This is a genomic window from Xanthocytophaga agilis (assembly GCF_030068605.1).
Classification (GTDB): Bacteria; Bacteroidota; Bacteroidia; order Cytophagales; family 172606-1; genus Xanthocytophaga; species Xanthocytophaga agilis.
In genome coordinates this window covers 793,088-816,440 of the sequence record NZ_JASJOU010000002.1, presented here as the reverse complement: position 1 = coordinate 816,440, position 23,353 = coordinate 793,088, and the positions used below count along the sequence as shown (strand labels likewise).

At 40.8% G+C, this 23,353-nt stretch carries 14 protein-coding genes; 6 read left to right on the top strand and 8 right to left on the bottom strand.

Going from position 1 to position 23,353, the window contains the following annotated elements; translation table 11 throughout:
* Positions 1 to 356: 356 nt before the first annotated feature.
* The 3 genes from QNI22_RS10255 to QNI22_RS10245 form a co-directional block, all read right to left on the bottom strand.
* Positions 357 to 1,913: a TolC family protein gene (locus QNI22_RS10255; RefSeq protein ID WP_314510537.1), complete on the bottom strand. Its 1,557-nt coding sequence runs from the start codon at positions 1,911 to 1,913 to the stop codon at positions 357 to 359.
* A complete protein-coding gene (locus QNI22_RS10250; RefSeq protein ID WP_314510536.1) occupies positions 1,900 to 3,282 on the bottom strand; it encodes an HlyD family secretion protein in 1,383 nt (460 codons plus the stop codon). The genes QNI22_RS10255 and QNI22_RS10250 overlap by 14 nt, the downstream gene beginning before the upstream one ends.
* Positions 3,283 to 3,516: 234 nt before the next feature.
* On the bottom strand, positions 3,517 to 5,733 hold the full coding sequence (locus tag QNI22_RS10245) for a peptidase domain-containing ABC transporter (protein WP_314510535.1): 2,217 nt from the start codon (positions 5,731 to 5,733) through the stop codon (positions 3,517 to 3,519).
* Between the two features lie 311 nt (positions 5,734 to 6,044).
* Between QNI22_RS10245 and gcvH the strand changes: the two genes are divergently transcribed.
* The 3 genes from gcvH (at position 6,045) to QNI22_RS10230 (ending at position 10,210) form a co-directional block, all read left to right on the top strand.
* Positions 6,045 to 6,422 carry a glycine cleavage system protein GcvH gene (gene gcvH / locus QNI22_RS10240; RefSeq protein WP_313975693.1) on the top strand — a complete coding sequence of 126 codons (378 nt, stop codon included), beginning with the start codon at positions 6,045 to 6,047 and terminating at the stop codon, positions 6,420 to 6,422.
* A gap of 34 nt (positions 6,423 to 6,456) precedes the next feature.
* A complete protein-coding gene (locus QNI22_RS10235; RefSeq protein WP_314510533.1) occupies positions 6,457 to 7,752 on the top strand; it encodes a M28 family metallopeptidase in 1,296 nt (431 codons plus the stop codon).
* A 616-nt stretch (positions 7,753 to 8,368) separates the two neighbouring features.
* Positions 8,369 to 10,210, top strand: coding sequence for a hypothetical protein (locus QNI22_RS10230; RefSeq protein WP_314510532.1), 1,842 nt, complete (start codon positions 8,369 to 8,371; stop codon positions 10,208 to 10,210).
* A gap of 346 nt (positions 10,211 to 10,556) precedes the next feature.
* Here QNI22_RS10230 and QNI22_RS10225 read toward each other — a convergent pair whose 3' ends face one another.
* The 5 genes from QNI22_RS10225 to QNI22_RS10205 form a co-directional block, all read right to left on the bottom strand.
* Positions 10,557 to 13,424: a glycosyl hydrolase 115 family protein gene (locus QNI22_RS10225; protein ID WP_314510531.1), complete on the bottom strand. Its 2,868-nt coding sequence runs from the start codon at positions 13,422 to 13,424 to the stop codon at positions 10,557 to 10,559.
* A gap of 58 nt (positions 13,425 to 13,482) precedes the next feature.
* On the bottom strand, positions 13,483 to 14,583 hold the full coding sequence (locus tag QNI22_RS10220; RefSeq protein ID WP_314510530.1) for an endo-1,4-beta-xylanase: 1,101 nt from the start codon (positions 14,581 to 14,583) through the stop codon (positions 13,483 to 13,485).
* 57 nt (positions 14,584 to 14,640) lie between these two features.
* Positions 14,641 to 15,021: a hypothetical protein gene (locus QNI22_RS10215; RefSeq protein WP_314510529.1), complete on the bottom strand. Its 381-nt coding sequence runs from the start codon at positions 15,019 to 15,021 to the stop codon at positions 14,641 to 14,643.
* 78 nt (positions 15,022 to 15,099) lie between these two features.
* Positions 15,100 to 16,806 carry a RagB/SusD family nutrient uptake outer membrane protein gene (locus QNI22_RS10210; RefSeq protein WP_314510528.1) on the bottom strand — a complete coding sequence of 569 codons (1,707 nt, stop codon included), beginning with the start codon at positions 16,804 to 16,806 and terminating at the stop codon, positions 15,100 to 15,102.
* 23 nt (positions 16,807 to 16,829) lie between these two features.
* Entirely contained in the window at positions 16,830 to 19,916 is a 3,087-nt protein-coding gene (locus QNI22_RS10205; RefSeq protein WP_314510527.1) for a SusC/RagA family TonB-linked outer membrane protein, read from the bottom strand.
* A 336-nt stretch (positions 19,917 to 20,252) separates the two neighbouring features.
* Here QNI22_RS10205 and QNI22_RS10200 point away from each other — a divergent pair, with 336 nt between their 5' ends.
* From QNI22_RS10200 to uxuA, 3 genes are read left to right on the top strand one after another with little or no spacing between them, the layout of a single operon-like run.
* On the top strand, positions 20,253 to 21,281 hold the full coding sequence (locus QNI22_RS10200; protein ID WP_314510526.1) for a LacI family DNA-binding transcriptional regulator: 1,029 nt from the start codon (positions 20,253 to 20,255) through the stop codon (positions 21,279 to 21,281).
* A gap of 44 nt (positions 21,282 to 21,325) precedes the next feature.
* Complete coding sequence (locus QNI22_RS10195) at positions 21,326 to 22,135, top strand: SDR family oxidoreductase (protein ID WP_314510524.1); 810 nt, start codon at positions 21,326 to 21,328, stop codon at positions 22,133 to 22,135.
* A gap of 57 nt (positions 22,136 to 22,192) precedes the next feature.
* On the top strand, positions 22,193 to 23,353 hold the full coding sequence (gene uxuA, locus QNI22_RS10190; protein WP_314510523.1) for a mannonate dehydratase: 1,161 nt from the start codon (positions 22,193 to 22,195) through the stop codon (positions 23,351 to 23,353).

Genomic DNA, 23,353 nt, shown 5'->3' with positions numbered 1-23,353 from the left:
AATGATTGATAATCAGTGATTTTTGTTATTTTTGTAAGGTCTGGTTATTTCTTGACTTTGTACTATTTATTGCCGAAAGGAGAGAAAGTCTTTCATGAGGAAAAGGGATCATTTCAGAAGGACAAAAAAGAAACAAGGGGAAACAAAACAAACTATCTTATATTGACAGCATTGAACAGATGTTTAAACTAGCTTTCTCTTCAAATCTGTACTCCTTTTTAAAACTATCAAAATTAAAAAATAAGATATAACACAGAGCAAGAAGAGACTTGAGATGCGACTACATATTGCAAAAATACCCTGTCGCCTACTGGTGACAGGGTATTTCTAAGACATAGAAAATATCGTATACAATCTTATTCAGCTAACTGGTTCCAGTCAGATAAACCTGCTGACCAGAGCAATTCTGCCCGTTCCTTTGCATATTTGGTTTTCAGCGAAAACAATTTGATCTGCTCATCGATATACTTGGTTTCCCGTGAATTGATGAGAAACAGAGAGCTTTCTCCATTTTCAAACTTCTGTACCTCTGCATCCCGTAACCGACGATAGTTGGCAATATTGATTTGTTGCAGCCGAATCAGAGAATCCAGGTTTCGCAGATCATTGTAGGTAGTTTGAATATTGTTCAGAATCTCCCTGGATGTTTGCTGGCGTTCCAGGTTATTTTGTTCAATCTTTACTTCATTGAGAGCCAGCTTTCCTCGTTCTTTTCGTAAAAACAAAGGATAACTAAACTCAAATCCCCACTTATAATTGTTTTGCAAATAAGCCATATCCACTGTTGAAGGTAAAATACGGCCGTCTGTATTATACGTAGGGCTACTCAATAAATTGTAATTAACCCGTAAGTTTGGTTTAAAACGGTCCCGTAAAAAGCGTCTTTCGATAGTAAGTTGTTCATTTTTAAAAGTCAATTTTTGCAATTCCGGATGGTTTGCTTGTGCCATATCCCGAAGACGTATCAGAGTAGCTTCCATTTCTACTCTATGGGTTACATCAAATTGCTCTGGTGCAATATCTGCAGGCATCTCTAATGGAGTATCATTTTCTCCCCACAGATAGTTAGACAACCGGATACGTGCATTCAATAAATCTACTTCTACCTGTGTCAGGCGAATCAGACGGTCTTGCAATATGGTTTGTGCTTCTACTGAGTCAATGCCTGCCAGATCACCTTCTACAACACGACCTTTTACTGCTTTATAACGTATATTGGCTAGTTCGTAATTTTCACGCAACATTGTGTATTCGTTGTGAGCCAGATACCATTCCCAGTATTCTTTAGTCGCGTTGAAAACCAGTTTGTTGATTTCCTTTACGCGATCTGCTTCGGCAATATTACGAAACACCTGTGCCTGCCGGAGAGTACTACGTCGCTGGTCTATCAGGAAATCCTGGCTGATGGGTAGCGGAATAGATACTCCAGCAAAGATTAAACCGCTGGTACTGGTATAATTCTCGTTGTTAATATAGTTGCCTACACCACGCTGAAATCCCCCTTTTATCTCTCCAATCCAGAAAGGAATCTTCAACTGGCTATCCCATCGATGATAGTAAGTAGATCCTTTCAATTCTTTATTCTCATAATTGGCTTCCAGTTTAGGATCGAAAGAACCTCGTGCATACCGAATCTCATTATGTGCCTGCTCACTCAACAAGGCTGCTTGCCGGGCTACAGGATGATACTTTAAAATTCGTTGAAGAAAATCCTGACTGCTCATGGTTTTAGACTCAACCGTTGCTGTTGGCTTTTTGTCTGATGCCAATTGAGCTGAAGCAGTAAAAGGCAATCCCTGAAACAGAACATACAAACAGAAAATAAGCATTCTTGTGATAGATAGAATGCGTGCTTTGACTGCAAAGCGCGATCGCCAGCCAAAGACCTTATGTGTCTGGCTATTTCTTCGCATCTTTCTCTCCCTCCTTCTTTTTATCAACTGAATCTTCTGCTCCCGCTGTTGGACTCTGCAAACTTGGTGGGAAGCCATTTAACTGCCGCCAGATTTCATACCATACAGGTACGTCATTCAACATCACAAAGCCACTTACGCCTGATCCCAAACGCAATTGTTCAGGCCACTCTTCTTCCTCGTTATCAGGAGTAACCAGAATCCTGTATTTGCCATCCTTACTATTGACATAGTCAATGACTGCCACACGGCCAGGAAATGTACCTACAGATACACTAGGCCATCCGGAAAACTGTAACGCAGGCCATCCATCAAACTCCAAACGTACCATACGGCCTTTCTCAAGCAGAGGCACATCCATTGCTTTTACATAGAGTTCTACCGCTTTGGCTGGTTTTGCTGGCTGAATTGTTGCAACAGGGTCTCCTTCTTTTAACGTTTCTCCAACCCCTGCCTTTAGTGCTTTTACTACATATCCATCCTGAGGAGCAATGACAGCCCGATTTTTGATCCGTACCTGTACACTGGAATATTTGTTTTGCTGTTTGGATAGTTCACCTTGTGCGTCTGCCAGATAGGAAACTGCCGAACTTTTATCAGATTGCGCTTTGGAGATCTCTTTTGCATAATCAGCACGAATAGAGCTCAGTTCAATCTGTGCATTGATAATCTCATTGCGGGCTACATCTACTTTATTCTGATAAGCAATCAGTTTGGCCTGGGTTTCTTGGAGTTTGGCTTTTCGTTTTTCAAAGTCTACCAGAGAGATTAACTGGCCATTGTACATATTTTCACCTGCCTGAAATTGGCGGCGGGCAATTTGCATATTTATTTTCTCTGCTTCATAATCGGCACTGTCCATCTGCAATTTAAAGCGAGCTTGTTGCAATTTGTTGGCCGCTTGTTGTAGTTTAAATTTCAAACCGTTTTGTAAGGCTTCAATATTATCTTCCAGTGCATTAATTTTAGTCTGAGTAGCTGCAATCCCTTCATTTTTGGCTTTAATCTGTTCCTGTAGACGCTCAGGTAGTTGTGGGTCAAAGTATTCATCTTTTACCTCTGAAATAACCAGGATGGTATCTCCGGCACTTACTTTCTGGCCTTCCTGTACATACCATTTTTCAATTCGTCCGGCAATAACAGAGGGAATTGTTTGTGGACGATCTTTTGGGGCAAACGCTGTAACATACCCATATCCCTGAACATTCTGTTGCCAGGGCAGGAAAAGGCATAAGAAAAAGAAAACGAATATTCCTATTAACCAATAGGCTATTACCCTGCCAGATCGGGGTGTCCCTAAGGTCTGCAGGGCATAGACCTTCTTTTCGATTTCATGAGAATCTATATTGTTATTTGATATATGTAACATACTGAGGCGGTTTATACTTGAATGTGTAAAATAAACTAAGGTTTAATCCTTCTAAACGAGAGTTGGTGAGCGGTTATAGTCCTCTCACCCGGATCCCTTAGAAAAGATCAGATTTTTGTTCATTATCTGTTTAACTTCATTTACGAGGTCAATGTTTTTACCTCGTCCTGGAAAGTGTTTTGCATCACCTATCAAAAATGATGCAAAACAGATTGCGTGAGAACAAAACTGGACTTAATCCTGCAAAATGGCTTCCCGCAATACAGGATGATCCTTCACTTGCTGATACGAACCCTGGGTAACCAGATGCCCGTCATCAAAAACAAGAACCTTATCACATTGTGACAGCAGCATAGCATCATTACTTACTACAACCAGCGTCCATGGCATTTCGCGACTGGTCATAAACTGAATCAGTTGAGTACGGTCTGTACGACACATTTCAGGTAGAGTATCCTTTACTACCAGTAGTTTGGGTTTGGAAACAATGGCTCTGGCAAAGAGTATTTTATGTGTAACCCCTTCTGAAGGATGTTGTCCATCTGCACCAATATGCGTATAGAGACCTTCCGGTAATTTGTTCATATAATGTTGCAGACCGACATTAGTCAGTGCCCAGCGGACATCTTCATAGCTGATACCTGGACGATTCATTGCTACATTCTCAAGAATAGAACCAGAAAAAACTGCATCTTCAAACAAATAGTTGGATACAATAGGTCGCAGGGAACTCGGATGAATATCCCGCAAGGAAATCTGATTGTAGGTAATGCTACCTGTGTAATCAGTCATAACACCTGCCAGTAACTTAGCTAATGTGTGTTTGCCTGCTGCATGCATCCCTGCAATCGCTACTTTTTCACCAGCTTTGATCGTGAAGCTAACACCTTCCAATGCTTTGTCGCCCATTGCATACTGATACCGGAGATCTTTGATGGCTACTTCCATGCCCTGGCTGTTTGTATTTAATTCAAGGGGTGCTCCTCTTTCATTTTCCAGTGGCATATCGGTTACTGTACCTATTTTCTCTACAGCTGTAAGCAAATCATAGACAGTGTCCATGTTGACAATAATCTTTTCTACCGCAGCCACTACCAGTACTATTACAATCTCAGAGGCTACAAACTGACCCAGTGTAATCTGGCGGTCTACCACCAGCAGGGTTCCCAGAATAAGTAAACCACCAATGATCAGTACCTTAAAAATAACAATATAGATTAATTGGGTACGTAACACACTGAAATGACTTTTCCGATAGTAAAGATAGTTACTTACATAGTCGTCCATCTTTTGCATATGCAGATTAGTATCGCCTGCCAGACGGAAACTGTTGACAGTGCGGGCAATCTCTTCAAGCCAGTATACAATCTTATATTTATATTTTGATTCAGTCAGGCTGGTTTTCAAACCATTTGGGCCTGTTATTTTAAAGATTAAGGCAATGATACCTACCAGTAATACGCTGAATGCAAGGAAGAAAGGATGGTAGAAAGACAACAGGATTAATCCAAACAAAATCTGAAGTACCGCTCCTGTCAGATCCACCAATAGCTTGGGTAAAGACTTCTGCACATTGATCACATCAAAGAAACGGTTCATTAATTCCGGAGGATAATATTTGGATAAAGCATCCAACCGGATTTTGGGAACACGGTATGTAAATTCGAATGCAGCTTTGGCAAAAATACGTTGCTGCAAGATCTCAACCAGGGAGATTTGCATGATCTGTAAGCCTCCAGATGCCAATAATCCAATGATAACAACAGTAATAATTACAACTACTGAACTAAAGATCATCCCACCGGATATAAGTCGGATCATTGCCTGAATCCCTAAAGGAAGCACCAGACTAATCAGACCTACTACAATAGCATAGACATATATATAGGAGATATCTTTTCGTTCGGAGCCTAATAAGTTGAGTAGCCTTTTGAGTGGAGTAGGAGGTGCAATAGTTTCTTTATTTTCATCTCCTGTTGGCTGGTCGGCGAGATAGTGAACCGGAAATGAAGTTACAAAGATGACGTGTCCATTTTGTCGGGGATCCGTTGCCTGTTGTTGAGTCAGGAATTGCCGGCTTAGATCACGTATCTGAGATTCTTTAAATACAGTTTCCGAATCGGGATATTCTCCAACCAGATCATCATTTTTATCTCTATAGATAAGCAATGGTTCTATTTTGTCAGGACTAACCTGTTGGAAAAAGATAACAGGAAAGGTTATATTTTCTAAAAAAGAGGCTACTTCTTCAGGGCGTAAATGATTTTGTAAGAATGTAAGGCCTGCTTTTTGTCCTTTATAGGTGAGCTCATCAATAAATTTATGAATGTCTTTAATTGTATATTCTCTATCAAGCTGATGATCGTTTCCGCTAAGTTGCATGGGCGTGACTTTTTGCCCCGACAGCTCTGCGATTTTTTGTAATAGTTTTGTGATTTTTCTTTTGTCCATTTTGATCTTTAAGTTAAATTTTACCTTGGCTAGAAGTTGTCATTAACAACCAAACTTACTTAAACGTTCTGTTGTTTTGTTTTTCTGTTTATCTTTACCGCCACAAAAGCAGATATCATTAATACAGAAAAACTACCCGAAAGGTAATCCGGCTTATGTCACAACGTATAAGGTTTTATCTTGTTGTGTAAATTTATGTAGAAGATATTGGACTTTCGGACATAACTATAAATTTTTATCAAACCGTCTGTTTGAAATCCGATACGATTTCCTCACATTTCTATTTTAACTTTTAACCTTGAACCTTATTTATGAACTTTCCAAGTGAATTGAAGTACACCAAAGAACACGAATGGATACGCATTGAAGGCGATGTTGCCTATGTAGGAATTACAGAATTTGCACAGCGTGAGCTTGGCGACATTGTCTATGTAGATATCAATACAGTAGGACAGGAAGTAGCTAAAGATGAGATATTTGGTACTGTAGAGGCTGTAAAAACTGTATCTGATCTGTATCTTCCGGTGTCTGGTACTGTACTGGAGTTTAACGCAGATCTGAACACTGCGCCTGAGTTGGTAAATTCTGATCCTTATGGAAAAGGATGGATGGTGAAGATCTCTATTTCTGAGGCATCCCAACTGGATGGACTTCTGTCTGCAGATGCATACAGTGCATTGGTAGGTTAATATCTGTTTCTTTGGTTGTTTATTTCAATGAACCATGCAGCTTTTTGCTCTAAAGAACCTATTGCTTCAGAAACGGCCCTCGATAACAGGGCTGTTTCTTTTTATTGCCCTCACAGCAGCAGGGCAGGATATGACCCGCGCCCGGGCTACTTTGAAAACGCTTACCTCTCCTGAATTTCACGGACGAGGATATGTGAATCAAGGGGATCGGATTGCTGCTGATTTTCTGAAAAGCCGGTTTTCAGATATGGGATTAAAGCCATTTGGAAACTCTTACTTTCAGCCCTTTACACTGGATGTGAATACCTATCCAGGAAAGGTGTCATTGAAGATCAATAAGACAGATCTTGCACCCGGAAAAGACTTTCTGGTAAATCCTATTTCCCAAAAAGGAAAGGGAAGTGCCCGGATCATGCAATTACCTCCTCGTTTATTTACGGATACTATAGTTCAGTCCGCCTTTCTCAAACAAAATCTGTCACGTAAGGCTATCGTTTACCTTTCTGCTGATTATGGAAAGTTTACAGATAATCCGGATCTATTGGAGAAGCTGCATACAGCTAAAGCTTTGATTGAACTGCAGAAAGAAAAGCTGACTGCCACTGTATCAACTGCCGCTTTGAGTCATCCCACTTTTGAGATAGTTCGTAAAGACTGGGATACGGCTGCTCAGAAAATCAAGTTTAGAGTAGACGCGAAGCTTATTAAGAATTATCAGACGCAGAATGTGGTTGGTTTTGTGGAAGGGAAAGCCCATCCGGAAGAATTTGTTGTGATCACGGCTCACTATGATCACTTAGGGCAGTTGGGCAAAGATGTCTACTTTCCGGGAGCCAACGATAATGCATCGGGTGTAACACTTTTGCTGGAACTGGCTCAGTATTATGCAAAGCCTGAAAATCAGCCTGAATACTCCATTGCTTTTATTGCCTTTGCAGCAGAAGAAGCGGGTCTGTTAGGTTCTAAGTATTATACAGACCATCCCTTATTTCCCCTGAATCAGATTCATTTTCTGATTAACCTGGATCTGATGGGAGCTGGAGATGAGGGGATTATGATGGTAAACGGATTACGTCTGGAACAAGAGTTCGGCTTGTTCAATAAGATCAATGAAGAGAAGCATTACTTTACCAAATTACAGAAGCGGGATAATGCTCCCAACTCTGATCATTTTTTCTTTGCACGCAAGGGTGTAAAGGCCTGTTTTTTCTATACACTGGGTAATCCCAAGTTTTACCATGATATTTATGATCGAGCAGAAACATTGCCTTTGGCTAAGTTTCCGGAAACGTTTGGGTTGCTTACAGATTTTATTAAACAATATCCGTAAGCTAGATGGAATGAAAGACTGATCTTTTGGATATGAATCTTACAGCCAACGTCTACATTTTGAAAGAGTGTAGGCGTTGGTTTTTAGTTTCGTTTTTGACGTTTTTGTTCCTCTTTTTTCTGCTTCTTCATTTTTTGTTTGCCGAAAATAGAACACATCCAACAATGCCTATTCATATGACCAAAGGCGAATTATTCTTTTGTTCTATGAATTCTCCGGAAATGTGGCCTGTGAATAAAGAAAACCACTTCTTATACCCTTCTGAAAGGATAGCTACCTGAAAGGAATATCTCCCCCTTCCTGTCCTCCTGTAAGGATCTTGTGGCAAGACCGGCGGCCTTTCCGAGTGGAGTGTGTTTTTTCTCTCAGAAAGTAAACACAACTCTATTTGTCAAAAGTTTCTTTCAGAAGGACAGGAAAGGGTGGTCAGGAGGACAAAAAAAGGTGTTATTTTCTGGAAATTTTTGGTAACTCAGTTATTGGATAAACTTTAGCTTAGGTATTGCAAAGGTGGGGAATAGTTTTTTATAGTTAATCTACAGTCCATCCCTCCTTATTATAAAGTAATGCTTGGCGAGATAACTTATACACTATTCATCTGTTATAGACACACCTTATGAAAACGTCTTTGGTAAGATTTTCATCCAGCCGAACCGGAAAAGTTCTGAAATGGGTAGGCGGCATTATTGCCGTTGTGATTGTGGGAATTTTTATATGGCTTAATGTGGGATTAGCACCTACTATCCGTAAGAAGCTGGAAGCACAAGTCTCTGAAGCAACCAAAGGTCGGTATAAGCTTAAGATCAACTGGATAAGTATTAACTTTATTACAAGCAACATTGTTTTTCATAATGTAAGTCTGCAACCTGGAAAACTCGCTGCCTATGCTAAGGGTGATAGTTCCAGGAAGAGTACACGTATAGGTATAGAGGCAAACGCTGTGCAGTTGCATAACGTGAAGTGGAGGACATATCTGGCCGATAAGAAGATTGAGCTTAAAGGCATCTATATTAATTCACCGGATATTACAATTACACAAACAAAACCAGATGATATAAAGCAGGTAGATTCTACAGAACAGAAAAAATCAGTGGAAGATTTGCTAAATGGACTGAAAAATGAGATCCAGATTGACGAGATTATCGTAAAGGATGGCAAACTGAAACATACAGTGGTAGCATCTAAAGGAAAATCAACACAATCAGCTGAACACATTCGCATTGCACTACACAATATACGTCTTGATTCCGCCACAAAGCAACAACGATCTTTTCCATTTCTTGATAAAATAGAAGCTTCGCTGGAAAATTACCAGTTTGTAGGTGCTGATAATCTGTATGCGTTGAAAGTAGAGAAGGTAGACTTAAAAGAAGACCACTCACTGGCTATTGAGAATATGAAGTTGCAACCTACAGTATCTGACAAAGAATTTGTTCGGCGTAAGAAAGTGCAGAATGACCGATTTATCATTACTGTACCTAAAATAGAATGCAAAGGCGTAGAGTTGAGACAGGCCCTGGATAAAAAGTTAATTGCACAAAGTGTTCGGATTAATAATCCGGTAGTGAATATATACCGAGATAAACGAATGCCTCCTAAACCAAATCATCATCCTTTAATGCCTAATGAAGCTATACGTAATATTAATTTTCAGGTACAGATTGATTCAACGTTTATTTCAGGTGCTTCCATCACCTACGCTGAACAAGTATTAAACGCACCCAAACCAGGAAAGGTAATGTTCGAAAAATCGAATATCCGGATTACCAATCTGAGCAATGATCCCAAACGGATGACAGACCGGAATCCAGTAAAGATTCATGCAACAACGATGCTGATGCAAGGGGGATTACTGACACTGAATGTTAGTATGAATCTGCTCTCCAAACAATTTAATTGTGCTTATCGTGGACATCTGGACCGAATGAGTGCTACTGCCTTTAATCTGATTAGTTTTCCAAATGAAAACATCCGGTTGACAGATGGATTGGTGAATGAGGTCACCTTTTCCTCTCATATTCGTCGTGGTATCGCAAGAGGTTCTGTCAAGGCATTGTACAGAGATCTGAAAATAGAAGTAATTGACCCGGAAAAGCACAAAACACATCAATTACTGACTCTGTTGGGAAATATTGCTATCAAGGCAGATAATACTTCGAAAGAAGAGAAGCCTGCCAGAGTAGGAACTATTTTTTACCAGCGAGAAAGAGATGACAGCTTTGTAACTTACCTGTGGCAATCTCTCAAGTCAGGTTTATTCTCATCCATTACAACAGTGAATATAAATAAGGTAAAAGAGATTAGGAAGAAGGCAAAGTCATTGCAGAAAAAGGGATCTCGTCCAACTGTGAAAGAGAAGAAAGATTCGGTAGACAAGGACTCTACAGATAAAGATTCTTCCAAGAAAGCAGCTCCTGAACCCAAAGATTCTGCAAATAAAGATCTAACGAAGAATTAATATATACGTTAAACTTTGGAAGGGGGTCTTATAACCAACAACTATACTTTTTAAAATAGTGTAGTGCTGGTTTCTTTTGACAAATCTCTTACCTGAATTTGTTTATAGTCCCTTACATTACTCTTCTTGTAGCTCCTTCATTTTTTGCTTGCCCAAAAAACAGGGCACCAAATGAGAATTTGGTGAGCCAGATTTGTGCGTGAGCAAAAAAGGGCACTTTTCTCCGATCCTCCTGCCCACAAGGCCAGAGGCCAACCTCGCGGGAAAAGATTCCCTACGTACCTACACGGCCACACACGATTGAAGTTATCACTATTCTCTTTGTGGCTTTTTTTTCTTACTTTCTCTAAAATTTGAGAGGTAGTGAGCTTTCGGGAGGGCCTAGGTAACTGGATTGTAACCCTCCTGTATCGACAACCAGCTTTTGCAATACTATGCCTGGGTCTACCATCCAGAATTTGATCACATGTTCGCCAGGTTTCGTGAGTTGATGGCTAGAAACCTGAATGTTAATATTGTTAGCTACCCATTGTTCCCATTTATGATTGGTTTCACCCATATGTATGTTTAGTATTTGTGGTGTTTCATCATCTATTGAGATGGCATAGCGAAGTCCCTGACCAGCAGTAAAGTTTAAGGTCGGAGACAGATAGGCGTGTATTTTTACTTCTCCAGCTGACTTTGTTTGTACCGTATACTCCAAATGAGGGCTATTTGCTTCTGGCGACTGACTGGAAGCTGTAACCGGAAATGGAGTGACTCCTGATAAGGTACGTCCAAGAGTTGGAATTTTTTTCCAGGTAATATCAGTGCCTACTGCTTTGCTGTAATGTTCTGCCTCTATAGAAATATACCCATTACTATCTGAAAAACCTTTGCCAACCTTAGGAGTATTATCAATTACAGCTTGCACAACAACTTTGCTATTAGCAGGACCTGTGACGGTGATAGGAATTCGTTGTAGCCCTGCTGGTACTTTGGACCAATTGACTTGTAGGTTTATTCGTTGTTGATCCGTTATTGTTCCTTTAGCAGATGAAAAGGATAACCAGGACACAGGCGAGCTTACGCTATACATAAAGGCTGACTGACCTCTGTTAAATACATCTATATAAGGTACCAAAGAACTATTTTGGGAATAGGTCGGTAAAACAGCTTCTTCCTTTGCCTGAGGCCACCATGAATCTGATCCATCTATGGCTATACCTATTTCAGATTTAACAGGTAGTTCTATTGTTTTCACAGCTGGCATAGAATCTCTGGGTGGCTGCTGCCAGTACGTATAACCAATATGTGTTTGGTCCATCATGTGGCTCCATTTGCCACCAGCCAGTGTTTTGTTGTAGTAGGCCGAGATTTCGGCATCTTTGGTAAACAACTCTTTGGCCTGATCTGCTAACTTATTAGTTATAGCTCTACCCTGAGATGCATACAGATGATTTTGAGCAACAGTTACATACAAATCATTCAGATTCGCACAGGCTTTTACAGGGTGCAGTACCAACTGATAATAGGCATCTTTGTATGGGGTAGGAAGAGAATTGTAAATTTTCTCAGCCTCAGCCGCAAGGGAATTATAGGCCGTTACTACATTTTCTGCTTCATGGTAATGTGTCAGACTATAGGTAGCAGGAGATAGAAGTTCCGGTTTGCGTCGACCATTGTATCTTGTATATCTGTCCAGTATTGATGCGATTTCTCGTGCGTATTTAGAACCGAACTGCTTCTCTGCCCATCTTTGTGTATACTGTTCCAACTGCTCTGCGGGCAACTGATCCGGATTCCATGCATAATCCAGGAAGAATGAAATCGGAAACTCCATTGGTTTGATATCTCCCACATTGACAATCCATATCTGGTTCGCTTTGTATTGATAGGCCAGATGCATTTGTTCCCATACGCGTGCAATAGGATTGGTATTGAGCCATTTGTAATTTCGTGGTCCACCAACATAATCAAAGTGGTAATAAATACCATAGCCGCCTGATCGTGGTTTGTCTGTTAGTTTAGGTAACTTACGGATATTGCCCCAGTTATCATCACAAAGCAGCAAGGTTACATCATCAGGTACTCGCATTCCTTTGTCATAGTAATCCTGTACTTCTTTGTATAAGGCCCAAAGCTGTGGGGTTGCAGCAGGTTGTTTACCCGTTACATCTTGTATAATTTGTCGCTGATCGGCTACAATTTTTTCCAGTAATGCAATGGCAGTTCCTTCTGTCATAGGTTCGTCTCCATCACCGCGCATTCCTATGGATACAATGCTTTCATTGGTTCCCATGCGTTGGATGCTACTCTTCCAGAAATCTTTTAGTTTGGCGTCATTGGTTTGATAGTTCCATTTGCCTGATCCGTATCTTCTCCATTCATCGTGTGCTCGCATCAATGGTTCGTGGTGAGAAGTTCCTATCACAACTCCATACTCATCTGCCAGCTTAGGATTGAGTGGATCATCATCATAAAAGGCATGTCCCCACATAGCAGGCCAGAGGTAATTGCCTTTTTGACGCAGGATAAGTTCGAATACTTTCTCATAGAAGGCATGATTGAAGTCTCCAAATTTTTCTTTTACCCAACCTGATAGTGCAGGTGCTTCGTCGTTGATAAAAATACCTCTATATTTTACTTTGGGCTCTCCTGCTGAGTGCACTCCCGGTAAGACATACAATTCTTTTTTTTGAGCAACAGGCACATCTGCCCACCAGTACCATGGAGAAACACCAATCTGTGCAGACAAATCATAGATGCCGTAGATGGTACCTCTTTTGTCGCTACCTACAATAACCAGAGCCTGCGTTACATTAGGAAATGGATTGTCGATAATCTGGGTCTGAAACATTTCCCACTTTCCTGTGAGTGCAGATACATCCAGTTTATGGGATTGTACTAACTGATCAACCAATGGGCTTTTGCCAAGTGTGCCTGCAATGACTATAGTTTTTTGGTTTGTAACTTTATCCGTAAAGAAAGAAGGCTCGGTTTGTGTGACGAGTTTTATATCAGCCTGTAGGTTTTTTGCTGCCCGTATTACACCCGGATAGTCTTGAGAACTCACCAGCAGAGAAGTGGATTTTCCTGATGCAGAAAGCAGGAAACGGTCTTTTCCTGCTTGAGTGGTCACATAGGGATTCTGAGAATAGGCAACAGATGCACTTCCTATAAACAAACTTGTTAATGCCAGCCAGAATCTGGTAGATAACAAAAGGACTTTCATTGGATAGCAATAAATAAGTAATAGTAAATCAGGTAACAAAGCGTATATAGCCAGAGAATCAGAATTTGATTACTTCCCAATACACTTTCTTGGGTTGCAGATTCTGATCAAAGAGTAATGGATAATTTTTGCGACCTCTGACTGGATAATTGTCCAGCCAGGTACTCTTGTCTGAAATATTCCAGAATGTGACACTTGTAATGGCTTTTTTATATTCTCGGAAGATGGAAAATACCTTCTTGTATTGTTCTAGTTGCTTCTGCTCTAATTCAGGCGTGAATGCATCTGATTCTCCTTCTTTTCGTTCGCGACGATTTTTTTCCCAGCGATAGACAGACATATCTACCTCTGTAAAATGGATCTGTAATCCCAGTGAAGAAAATTTTTCAATTGCATTGCGAAGTTCTTTCTCTGAAGGTTCGTAGATGGACCAGTGTGCCTGCAGACCAACCCCATGAACAGGTACCTTGGCTTCTTTCAGCTTTTTTAGTAACTGATATACCCGTTCGGTTTTTTCTGGTCTTTCGGTATTATAGTCATTGTAGAATAGCAAAGCATTTGGATCAGCCTGATGGGCGTATTCAAATGCTTTTACAATGAAATCTTCACCACATATCTGGTACCATAGGCTGTTGCGTAAAAACTTTGTACTGTCATCATCAATGGCCTCGTTTACCACATCCCATGCATAAATTTTTCCTTTGTAGCGGGAAACTACAGCATTAATATGGTCCTTGAGCCGTTTGAGCAGAACTTCTTTGGTTACATTTTTTCCCTGAGCATCTGTAAAAATCCATTTGGGTGTTTGTTCATGCCAGCATAAATTATGACCACGTATGCGTAGCTTATTGGTCTGGGCAAAGTTGACGATAGCATCTGCATCATCCCAGAAATAACGGTTTTCTTCCGGATGAATGGGACCCATCTTCATGGCATTTTCGGGAGTAATACTATTGAATTGCTGAAGAATTAATCCGGATTCCGGACCTTGCAGAGCACGTGGAGATACGGCAACCCCTATTGGAAAATAATTCTTATAATAATCCTTTAAACCTTTGGATGAGGTTTTTGGAGTACTGGACTGAGAGTAAAGGTTCTGTAAAGAACATGCTAATAATGCAGAGATTATCAGGATATTATAGGTTTTGTAGAGATACATATAGGTTGGGGGTTTTATTGATAACAATATAATTTCAAGTGTTTTCTACCATATGCACTAACTGAAAACGAAGATGCCGGCCCTGATGGCCTTGGCTCCATTAGGAGTATCTGTGGATTCTATGGAAAAAGAAGAAAATACCAGAGTAAAGTCAAATTTGCCTTCTTGTGGTTTCAGCAGCTCCCAATAGATTGGGATTACTATTGTATTGACATGCATGGCTGTTAGGTTAGGCCATATTGGCTGCATATAGTCAAGGTTTGAAGCACTGGAGTTGCCTGATTTTCCGCCAAGTATCAGGTAGGATTTGCCAGATACGATCAGTTGGGTGGTGTTTCCCTGTTGTTGTAAGTGCGGAATTTCCTGAAGGGACTTTTTCTGCCCAATAGCATACAGGAAGATAGAAAAAAATAGGAGATTGGTATAGATACAACGCATAAAATGCAGATAATAGATTGATAATCTGTTAATATACAAAAACTGAGGTTTTGTGGACCTCAGTTTTTGTTATTATGGCTAGTATCCGGGATTTTGAGGGAACTCATTTACAGTCAGGTTAATCTGACTTTGAGGAATAGGTCGTAATGTATGACGTTCCTGAATATTGGCAGCACCTTCCGGATTGTAAAGTTTTACCCTTTCAATCAGTTTACCAGTTCTGACCAGATCAAACCATCTGTGCTGTTCACCACACAGTTCACGGCTTCTTTCATCCAGGATAAAGTCTAGTGTGACTACGTTTGGATCTGTGATGGTCATAGCTGTGATGGCTGCACTGTTATCTTTACCAGGTCTGTACGCTGCACGTTGTCTCAACACGTTAAGGTATGTAACCGCATCCTCTTTATTTCCCATCATAAGTGCGGCTTCAGCTGCGATCAGGTATGTTTCAGAAAATTTATGAACCATAAATGCACGTGTGGAAGAGTAGTTAACTGCTGCACGTTTGGTATCGTCAAATTTTTTCATGTGAGGATACATTCCCTTTGTATAGTCGCTAGGCGCATAGATACGGTATTTTTTTGCTGCACGTTCTGCATCTGTTACCGCCCGGCCTGGCATGTAAAATGCTGTATCTCCCATACTCATGCCTGCTGGTAATCTGGATGCATCAGAGGTATTGGCAAACCATACAGTACGGAACGTGTTATCATAACGGGAATCATTGGTTTTATCTGCAAAGGCAGTATTTAGCAACCAACTGGTAGGGGCAAATCGTCTCCAGGGACGTTGGTAATTCATGTCTCTGATTACAGGCGATTTACCACCAACAGTTTGTATTTCGTAGTATGGTGTGAAAAGATACAAACTGCGATTTTCTTTCAGACCACTGGCAGGAGCATTGACATCACTCTCATTGAAAACCAGGTCACTGGTGTGTTCTACTGTAAAGATTGATTCAGAACTGTGTTCCTGACCTTGTTTGTTTACATCTCCAAAATCCTGCAGCAGATTAAGACCATATACAGATTTGTTGTCTATAAGTTCTTTAGCTGTTTCAAATGCTCTCTGATAATCATCAGATTGTTTGGCTACAGATCCTGCTCTTGTCAGGTATACTTTTGCCAACAGATGTTTGGCTGCAGCTTTGGATGCTCTACCCGTTTGAAAGGGTTTATCCGGCAAATTTGTAGCCGCAGCCGTCAGATCAGTGATAATAGCTGCATATACATCACCAACAGGACTCCGTTCAGACTGACTGATTGGATTGGTATTGAACTTCAGTACTCCGGAGCCCAGATCTAATGGAACCGCACCATACGTTTGTACCAGCAGAAAATAGTAGTGTGCACGCAGATATTGAGCTTCTGCAATCAGTCTGGTTCTGGTGGCTGCATCCAGATTCGCTTCCGGACCGAAGTCAATCACACCATTACAGGTATTGATATAGGTAAAGTTATTGTTCCAGGGAGTCAGAAACTGACCATTGTCTGCACTTAAACCCGCATTATATGCGTTGATACTTACCCCATCTGTATTGGCTCCATCACCCACTGAAAACTCATCTGTACCGGATACCGTAATGATCATAGAACCTTCCGGACCATATTGATACCGGAGACCTGAATACGCTGCGGTTACTCCTGCATCTATCCCTTGGGCTGTCTTGAAATAGGAGGGCACCAGAATAGATTTAGGTTCTTCGTCAAGTTTTCCATTGCATCCAGAAAGAATCAGGACTGTTGCAACATAGAATGCCGATAATGTTAGAAATGATTTCATAGAATATATAAATCTTATCTTTTTTAGTATTTGATATTTAAGCCAATCATAAACCAACGGGACGGAGGCGTATTCGCTCCTACAGTCAACTGACGGCTTGGAATATTGGAATTGGCTACAACTCCTTGAGCTCCTGTTCCCGTTGCTTCCGGATCAACACCACCTGCCTTGATATAAGGAGAGAATAAAGTAGCTACGTTATTAACAGTCGCATAAATGCGTATAGAGCTGGCTGATATTTTCTTTAGCCAGTTTTGTGGCAGGTTGTATCCTAAATTTATGCTGCGGATTTTTACAAAAGTTGCATCAAAATAACCAAGTGTAGAACCATACAATGGGTTATCTCCAATCGCAGCATCTGGTTTTGGATAGGCATTGGTAGGGTTTTGCTCTGTCCAGTAATCTACCTTAATACCATTGCGACGTCCCTGAAGCATGTTCAGATAACTCTGAGGCTGATGGATAGCACTGATTAATTTACCTCCAATGCTGGCAAACGTAACTACGGAAAGATCAAATCCTTTGTAACTGAAACGGTTAGTAAAGCCACCCTGAAACTTAGGCTGGAAGTTGCCTAGGATAACTTTGTCATCTTCCGGTGTGATCTTGCCATCATTGTTCTGATCCTTTACTTTGATCTGACCTGGTTTTTGACTGAACTTCGTTGCTGCATCTGCTTCATTGGTTTGCCAGATTCCTATTTTCTCATAATCAAAGATCACATTGATAGGCTGACCTACAAACCACAGGTTACCCAAGTCTTTGGTTACGCCAGAGTTTAATGCCAGGATTTTGTTTCTATTAAAGAATATATTCAGATCGGTAGACCAGTTAAAGCCGTTTTCTTTGATTATATTTTGAGTGGATACACTGAACTCTATCCCTTTATTTTCTGTCTTACCTACGTTTTTCAGATAAGCCCCTGGTACGCCACTGGTAGGAGGCAAGCTGGTATTCAACAGAATGTCTTCCGTTCTTTGGCGGTATACTTCAAATGATCCCGTGATACGGCCATTCAGGAAACCATAATCCAAGCCAATATTAACAGTTTTGGTATATTCCCAGCCTAAGTCAGGGTTAGGTAATGTAGACGTATAATATCCGTAAGCATTTGTACTACCAAAATTGTATTTATTCTGAGACAAACTTCCCAACGTTTGGAATGGATTAATTGCCTGATTGGATGTTTGTCCCAAACCTGCTCTCAGTTTTAACGTAGAGAGAAAACGAATATCTTTCATGAAAGACTCGTTAGTGATATTCCACCCTGCACTCACTGCCGGATAGGCATGCCATTTGTTACCTGCTGCCAACACAGAGGAGCCATCCAGACGTCCGGTAACTGTTAGTAAGTAGCGATCATCATAACTGTAATTGATACGACCCATGTAGGATAAAATTACCCTTTTGGAATATCCCTGGTTGTCTGAAGAAACAATAGCTGTTGAATTAGACAACCCCAGATTATAGTACTGAATGTAGTCAGCAACAAGATCCGTAGCACTGATACGTGTATTGTTTGATTCTGATTGCTGGATACTATAGAGTCCGGTTACTCCAAAGCGGTGTTTTTCTGCAATGGTTTTATCATACGTTAACAGGTTTTCTATCGTATAGTTATAGGCTGATCCATTATCTACTGTTGCTGTCGAGGTGGTTCCATTATTCATTGGAGTAAATTTGCCAGCATAAGAACCATACTGATCCTGTCTGTAATCCAAACCTATATTGAGACGGTATTTCAAGCCTTCCAGGATCTCTACTTCTCCATATAAGCTGTTAAACGTACGGATTCTTTTGCGTCTCTCTGCCCAACTATCTTTGTTGTTAAGCAAGAGTGGGCTATACTGATCTTCTCTTGGATATGATGGCTGATTGATAATTGCTCCATTTGCATCATATGCAGGAACCAATGGACTGGTAGAAAGGATAGAATACATGGCACCCACACTTTCACCGTCTGTAATACCAAAAGTGTTCATGGTATTAAATCCAATTTTTACTCGTTTTCCTATCTTTTGATCAATCGTCATCCGAAGAGAATAACGCTGAAAAGACTGGCCTGGTAAGACAGCTGTTTCTTTGTAATAACCTCCTCCAAAAGAATATTGAGTATTTTCAGTACCACCACCTACGGATAGTTCATGGTTCATGACCTTGCCGTTCTTGTACAATAAATCCTGCCAGTCAGTAGAGCGACCCATACTGATGGATTCTAACTCAACAGGCAAGTACGGAGCTCCTGCTGCTACACCATACCCAGATACATCCCGCATTTTCTGAAATTCTTCTGCATTGAATAGATGGTATTTACGGGCGACAGTGGTTACACCCTGATATCCATTATAGGATACTACAGGTTTCCCGGCTTGTCCACGTTGAGTGGTAATGATAATGACCCCATTAGCGCCCCGAGAACCGTAAATGGCAGTTGCTGAAGCATCCTTCAGGATTTCCAGCGATTTAATATCTGATGGGTTCAGGTCATTAATGCTACCGTCATACGGGATACCATCTACTACCAGCAGAGGATCATTTGAGCCACCTAGAGAGCGTTCTCCACGTACACGGATTTGTCCAACGCTGCCTGGTCGCGTTCCGGTTGGCTGGATTTGCAAACCAGCAGCTCTTCCCTGCAATGCCTGGCTCAGGTTAGCTGCAGGTACTTCACGTAATGTTTTCTCGTTTACCGAGACAATGGCACCTGTTACATCTGATTTTTTCTGGGTACCATACCCTACTACAACTACCTCTGTAAGAGAAGTAATATCTGGTAGCAACTGAACATCAATAGTTGATCTCCCATTTAATGAGGTTTCTTCGGAAATATATCCGATAAAGCTAAAGACTAGTACTGCATCGGGATTTGATACTGAAAGTGTGTAACGGCCTTCTGAATTGGTAACAGTACCATTGTTTGTACCCTTGATGAGCACACTAACCCCTGGTAGTTCGCCACCTTTGTCATCAGTGACTTTTCCAGTTATGGATTTTGCTTGTGCATTAGCCTGTGTTATACTAATAAGAAGCGTACAGGCTGCAATGAGTACATACTTCCATCCGAAGCCTATAGGTAAGATACGGATTTCGGGTAAAATTGATTGTTTCATAAATAAATGAGGATAGATGGGTGTCACTACATAAAATCGAATTTAAATTTCTCAATAATTTCGATAACTGCAATCGATTGCATAAAATCTTTTTTCACTTAAATATTACTTAATTGTATATTTTATAGTGGTATATTTCTATTTATTATAGAAAATTTATTTGTAATAGTATTTTTTATGGAAAAAATAAATTGTCATAAAGACGTATAATAATTGATTTTTATTGTTGTTTTGCAATCGGTTGCATTTAAATAACCCATTCTCTATCTTCGCTCACACTATTTTTGCTATAGCAATAGTATATTAGCTTCCTAATGCAATCAAGATGAGTGACTTATGGAAAAAGAAATAACAATATATGATATTGCCAAACAGTTAAATATCTCACCCGCCACAGTGAGTAGAGCCTTGAATGACCATCCGGCTATTAACAATGCTACTAAAAGCCTTATAGCAAGTACCGCCAGAGAAATGGGATACCGCATTAACCCATTTGCGAGTTCTCTTCGAAAAAAGCGTACAAATACATTGGGTGTGATTGTGCCCCGGTTAAACAGCTATTTTATGTCAACCGTATTGGCAGGAATGGAAAAAGAAGCCAATGAAGCATCCTACAATCTGATTATTAGCCAGTCAATGGAATCCTTTAAAAAAGAGATTACCAATGCCAGAACCATGTTTGACAGTAGAGTTGATGGTTTACTGGTATCTCTGGCATTTGATACCGAAGATCTGGAACATTTTGAACCCTTTCTAAAGCGAAATATACCCTTGTTGTTTTTTGATAGGGTTATGTCACATAATCAGTCTACCAGTATCATTATAGACAATGTAAGGGCAGGTTATGAGGTAACCAATCATCTGATTAGTCAAGGTAGTCAGCGGATTATGCATGTTACAGGAAGTCTGAAACGAAATGTATACGCCGACCGCCTCAAAGGTTATCAGTTGGCATTGACGGAGGCTGGAATAGCCTATGATGATTCTTTAGTAAAAGTGACTGACTTAGGTATGGATACTGGTCAATGGGTTGTGCAACAAATTCAGGAGATGCTTCTGCCACCTGATGGACTTTTTGTTGCCAATGATTTTTGTGCAGTCAGTTGCATGAGTGCTTTAAAGCGGGCAGGTTATTCTGTTCCTCAAGATGTAGCTGTAGCAGGATTCAATAATGATCCATTGTCACAGGTTGTAGAGCCTAACCTGACTACTATACACTATCCGGGATACGAAATGGGAGAAATAGCTGTCAAAAGCCTGATTAGTCATTTGAATGGTGTCTCTGCCAGTCATGCTACCAATACTATCATTTTACGATCCGAACTTATTGTTCGGGAATCTTCTCTACGGCTTTCATCAAAGTAAGTAATGCTTCTATCTCATTCATATACTATAAAATATCAGATTGTATGTTTTCGATGAATCAAAAAGTGATTGTTATTACAGGAGGAACAGGGATTTTGGGAGGTTCCTTTGTAAAGGGAGTCTGTGAAGCAGGTGGAACAGCAGTTATACTAGGCCGAAATCAGGCTGAGGGGGATGAACGAGTACGTCAGGTAAAGGAAGCAGGAGGTGAAGCCTTATTTATTCAGGCAGACGTGCTTAATGAGAGCGATCTGCAGAAAGCCTGTGATCAGGTTTTAAATACCTATGGTAAGGTCAATGGGTTGGTGAATGCCGCTGGCGGTAATATTCCCGAAGCCGTCATTGGACCAGATGCGGATATTTTTACAATAGATATACCCGCCCTACGAAAGGCATTTGATCTGAACCTGTTCGGTACCATCTTACCTACTACCATTTTTGGAAAAGCCATTGCTGCCGGAAATGAAAAAGGCAGCATTGTAAATATCTCCTCAATGGCTGCACAAACAGCTATTACCCGTGTATTGGGTTATTCTATGGCTAAAGCGGCTATCGACAATTTTACCCGCTGGATGGCTGTTGAGTTGGCCAACCGGTACGGTGACAAGATTCGTATGAATGCAATTGCACCAGGTTTCTTTATTACACACCAGAATCGTCGGTTACTGACTAACGAAGATGGTTCGTATACTAGTCGGGGAGAAGCAGTAATTCGGAGCACGCCTTATAAACGATTTGGAGAGCCAGACGAGTTAGTCGGAACATTATTATGGTTGCTTGGAGACGGAACCGGATTTGTAACGGGTGAGGTTATTTGTGTGGATGGTGGCTTCCATGTATTCTCAGGGGTGTAATACCTCACTATCTTTTCCAATCTATTCACACTAGTATATAACTGTTAAAATATGCGAATGAGACAAACATGGCGCTGGTTTGGGCCAAATGATCCTGTGAGTTTACAGGATGTATGCCAGACCGGAGCACAGGGAATCGTAACTGCATTGCACCATATTCCGCATGGAGAAGTGTGGACAGTGGATGAAATCAAAAAACGTCAGGAAGAAATACAGGCAGGGGGATTGAGCTGGGATGTGGTAGAAAGTGTAACTATACACGAATCCATTAAAACCCGGACAGGTAATTATCAGCAATACATTGATCTTTATAAACAGAGTCTGCGGAATCTGGGTGAATGTGGGTTAAAAATTGTGACCTACAATTTTATGCCTGTCAATGACTGGACCCGTACAGATCTGGACTACACAATGCCTGACAAATCAAAGGCATTGTATTTCAACTGGTTTGACTTGGCTGTCTTTGATATTCATTTATTAAAGCGTAAAAATGCTTCTGATTCATATCCTGAAGCTGTTGTACAGGAGGCTGAAAAACGTTTTAAACAATATACTTCTATGCAGCTTGAGCAACTGGCTGGTATTGTGATGTTTGGAATTCCGGGTGAAAAGAAACAAACCCTGGATCAGATGCGGGCTAAGCTGGATTGGTATAAGGATATAGATCATGCAGCGTTGCGGGAAAATCTGAAGTACTTTTTACAGGAAGTAGCTCCTGTGGCTGAAGAGGTAGGTATTAAGCTGGCCATTCACCCTGACGATCCTCCTTTTGATATTCTGGGATTACCTCGTATTGTAAGTAGAGCCGATGATCTGGAATACATTCTGTCTGCTGTTCCTGATAAAAGCAATGGAATCTGTTTCTGTACAGGATCACTGGGCGCGAATCCTGAGAATAACCTGCCAGAAATGGCCAAAAAAGTTGGGACGAGAATTCACTTTGTTCATTTACGCAATGTAACCAAAGATGAATATGGGAATTTTTATGAAGATGATCATTTAGGTGGAGATGTAGATATGTATGCTGTAATGAAAGAGATCTTGACTATTCAACAACAAGTGGCTGAACCTATTCCTTTCCGTCCGGATCATGGTCACCAGATGATGGATGATATGGCCAAAGTAACCAATCCGGGATATTCCTGTATTGGCCGTATGCGTGGACTAGCCGAATTACGTGGTTTGGAACTAGGCATTTGTCGTGCTGAAGGTTGGTAA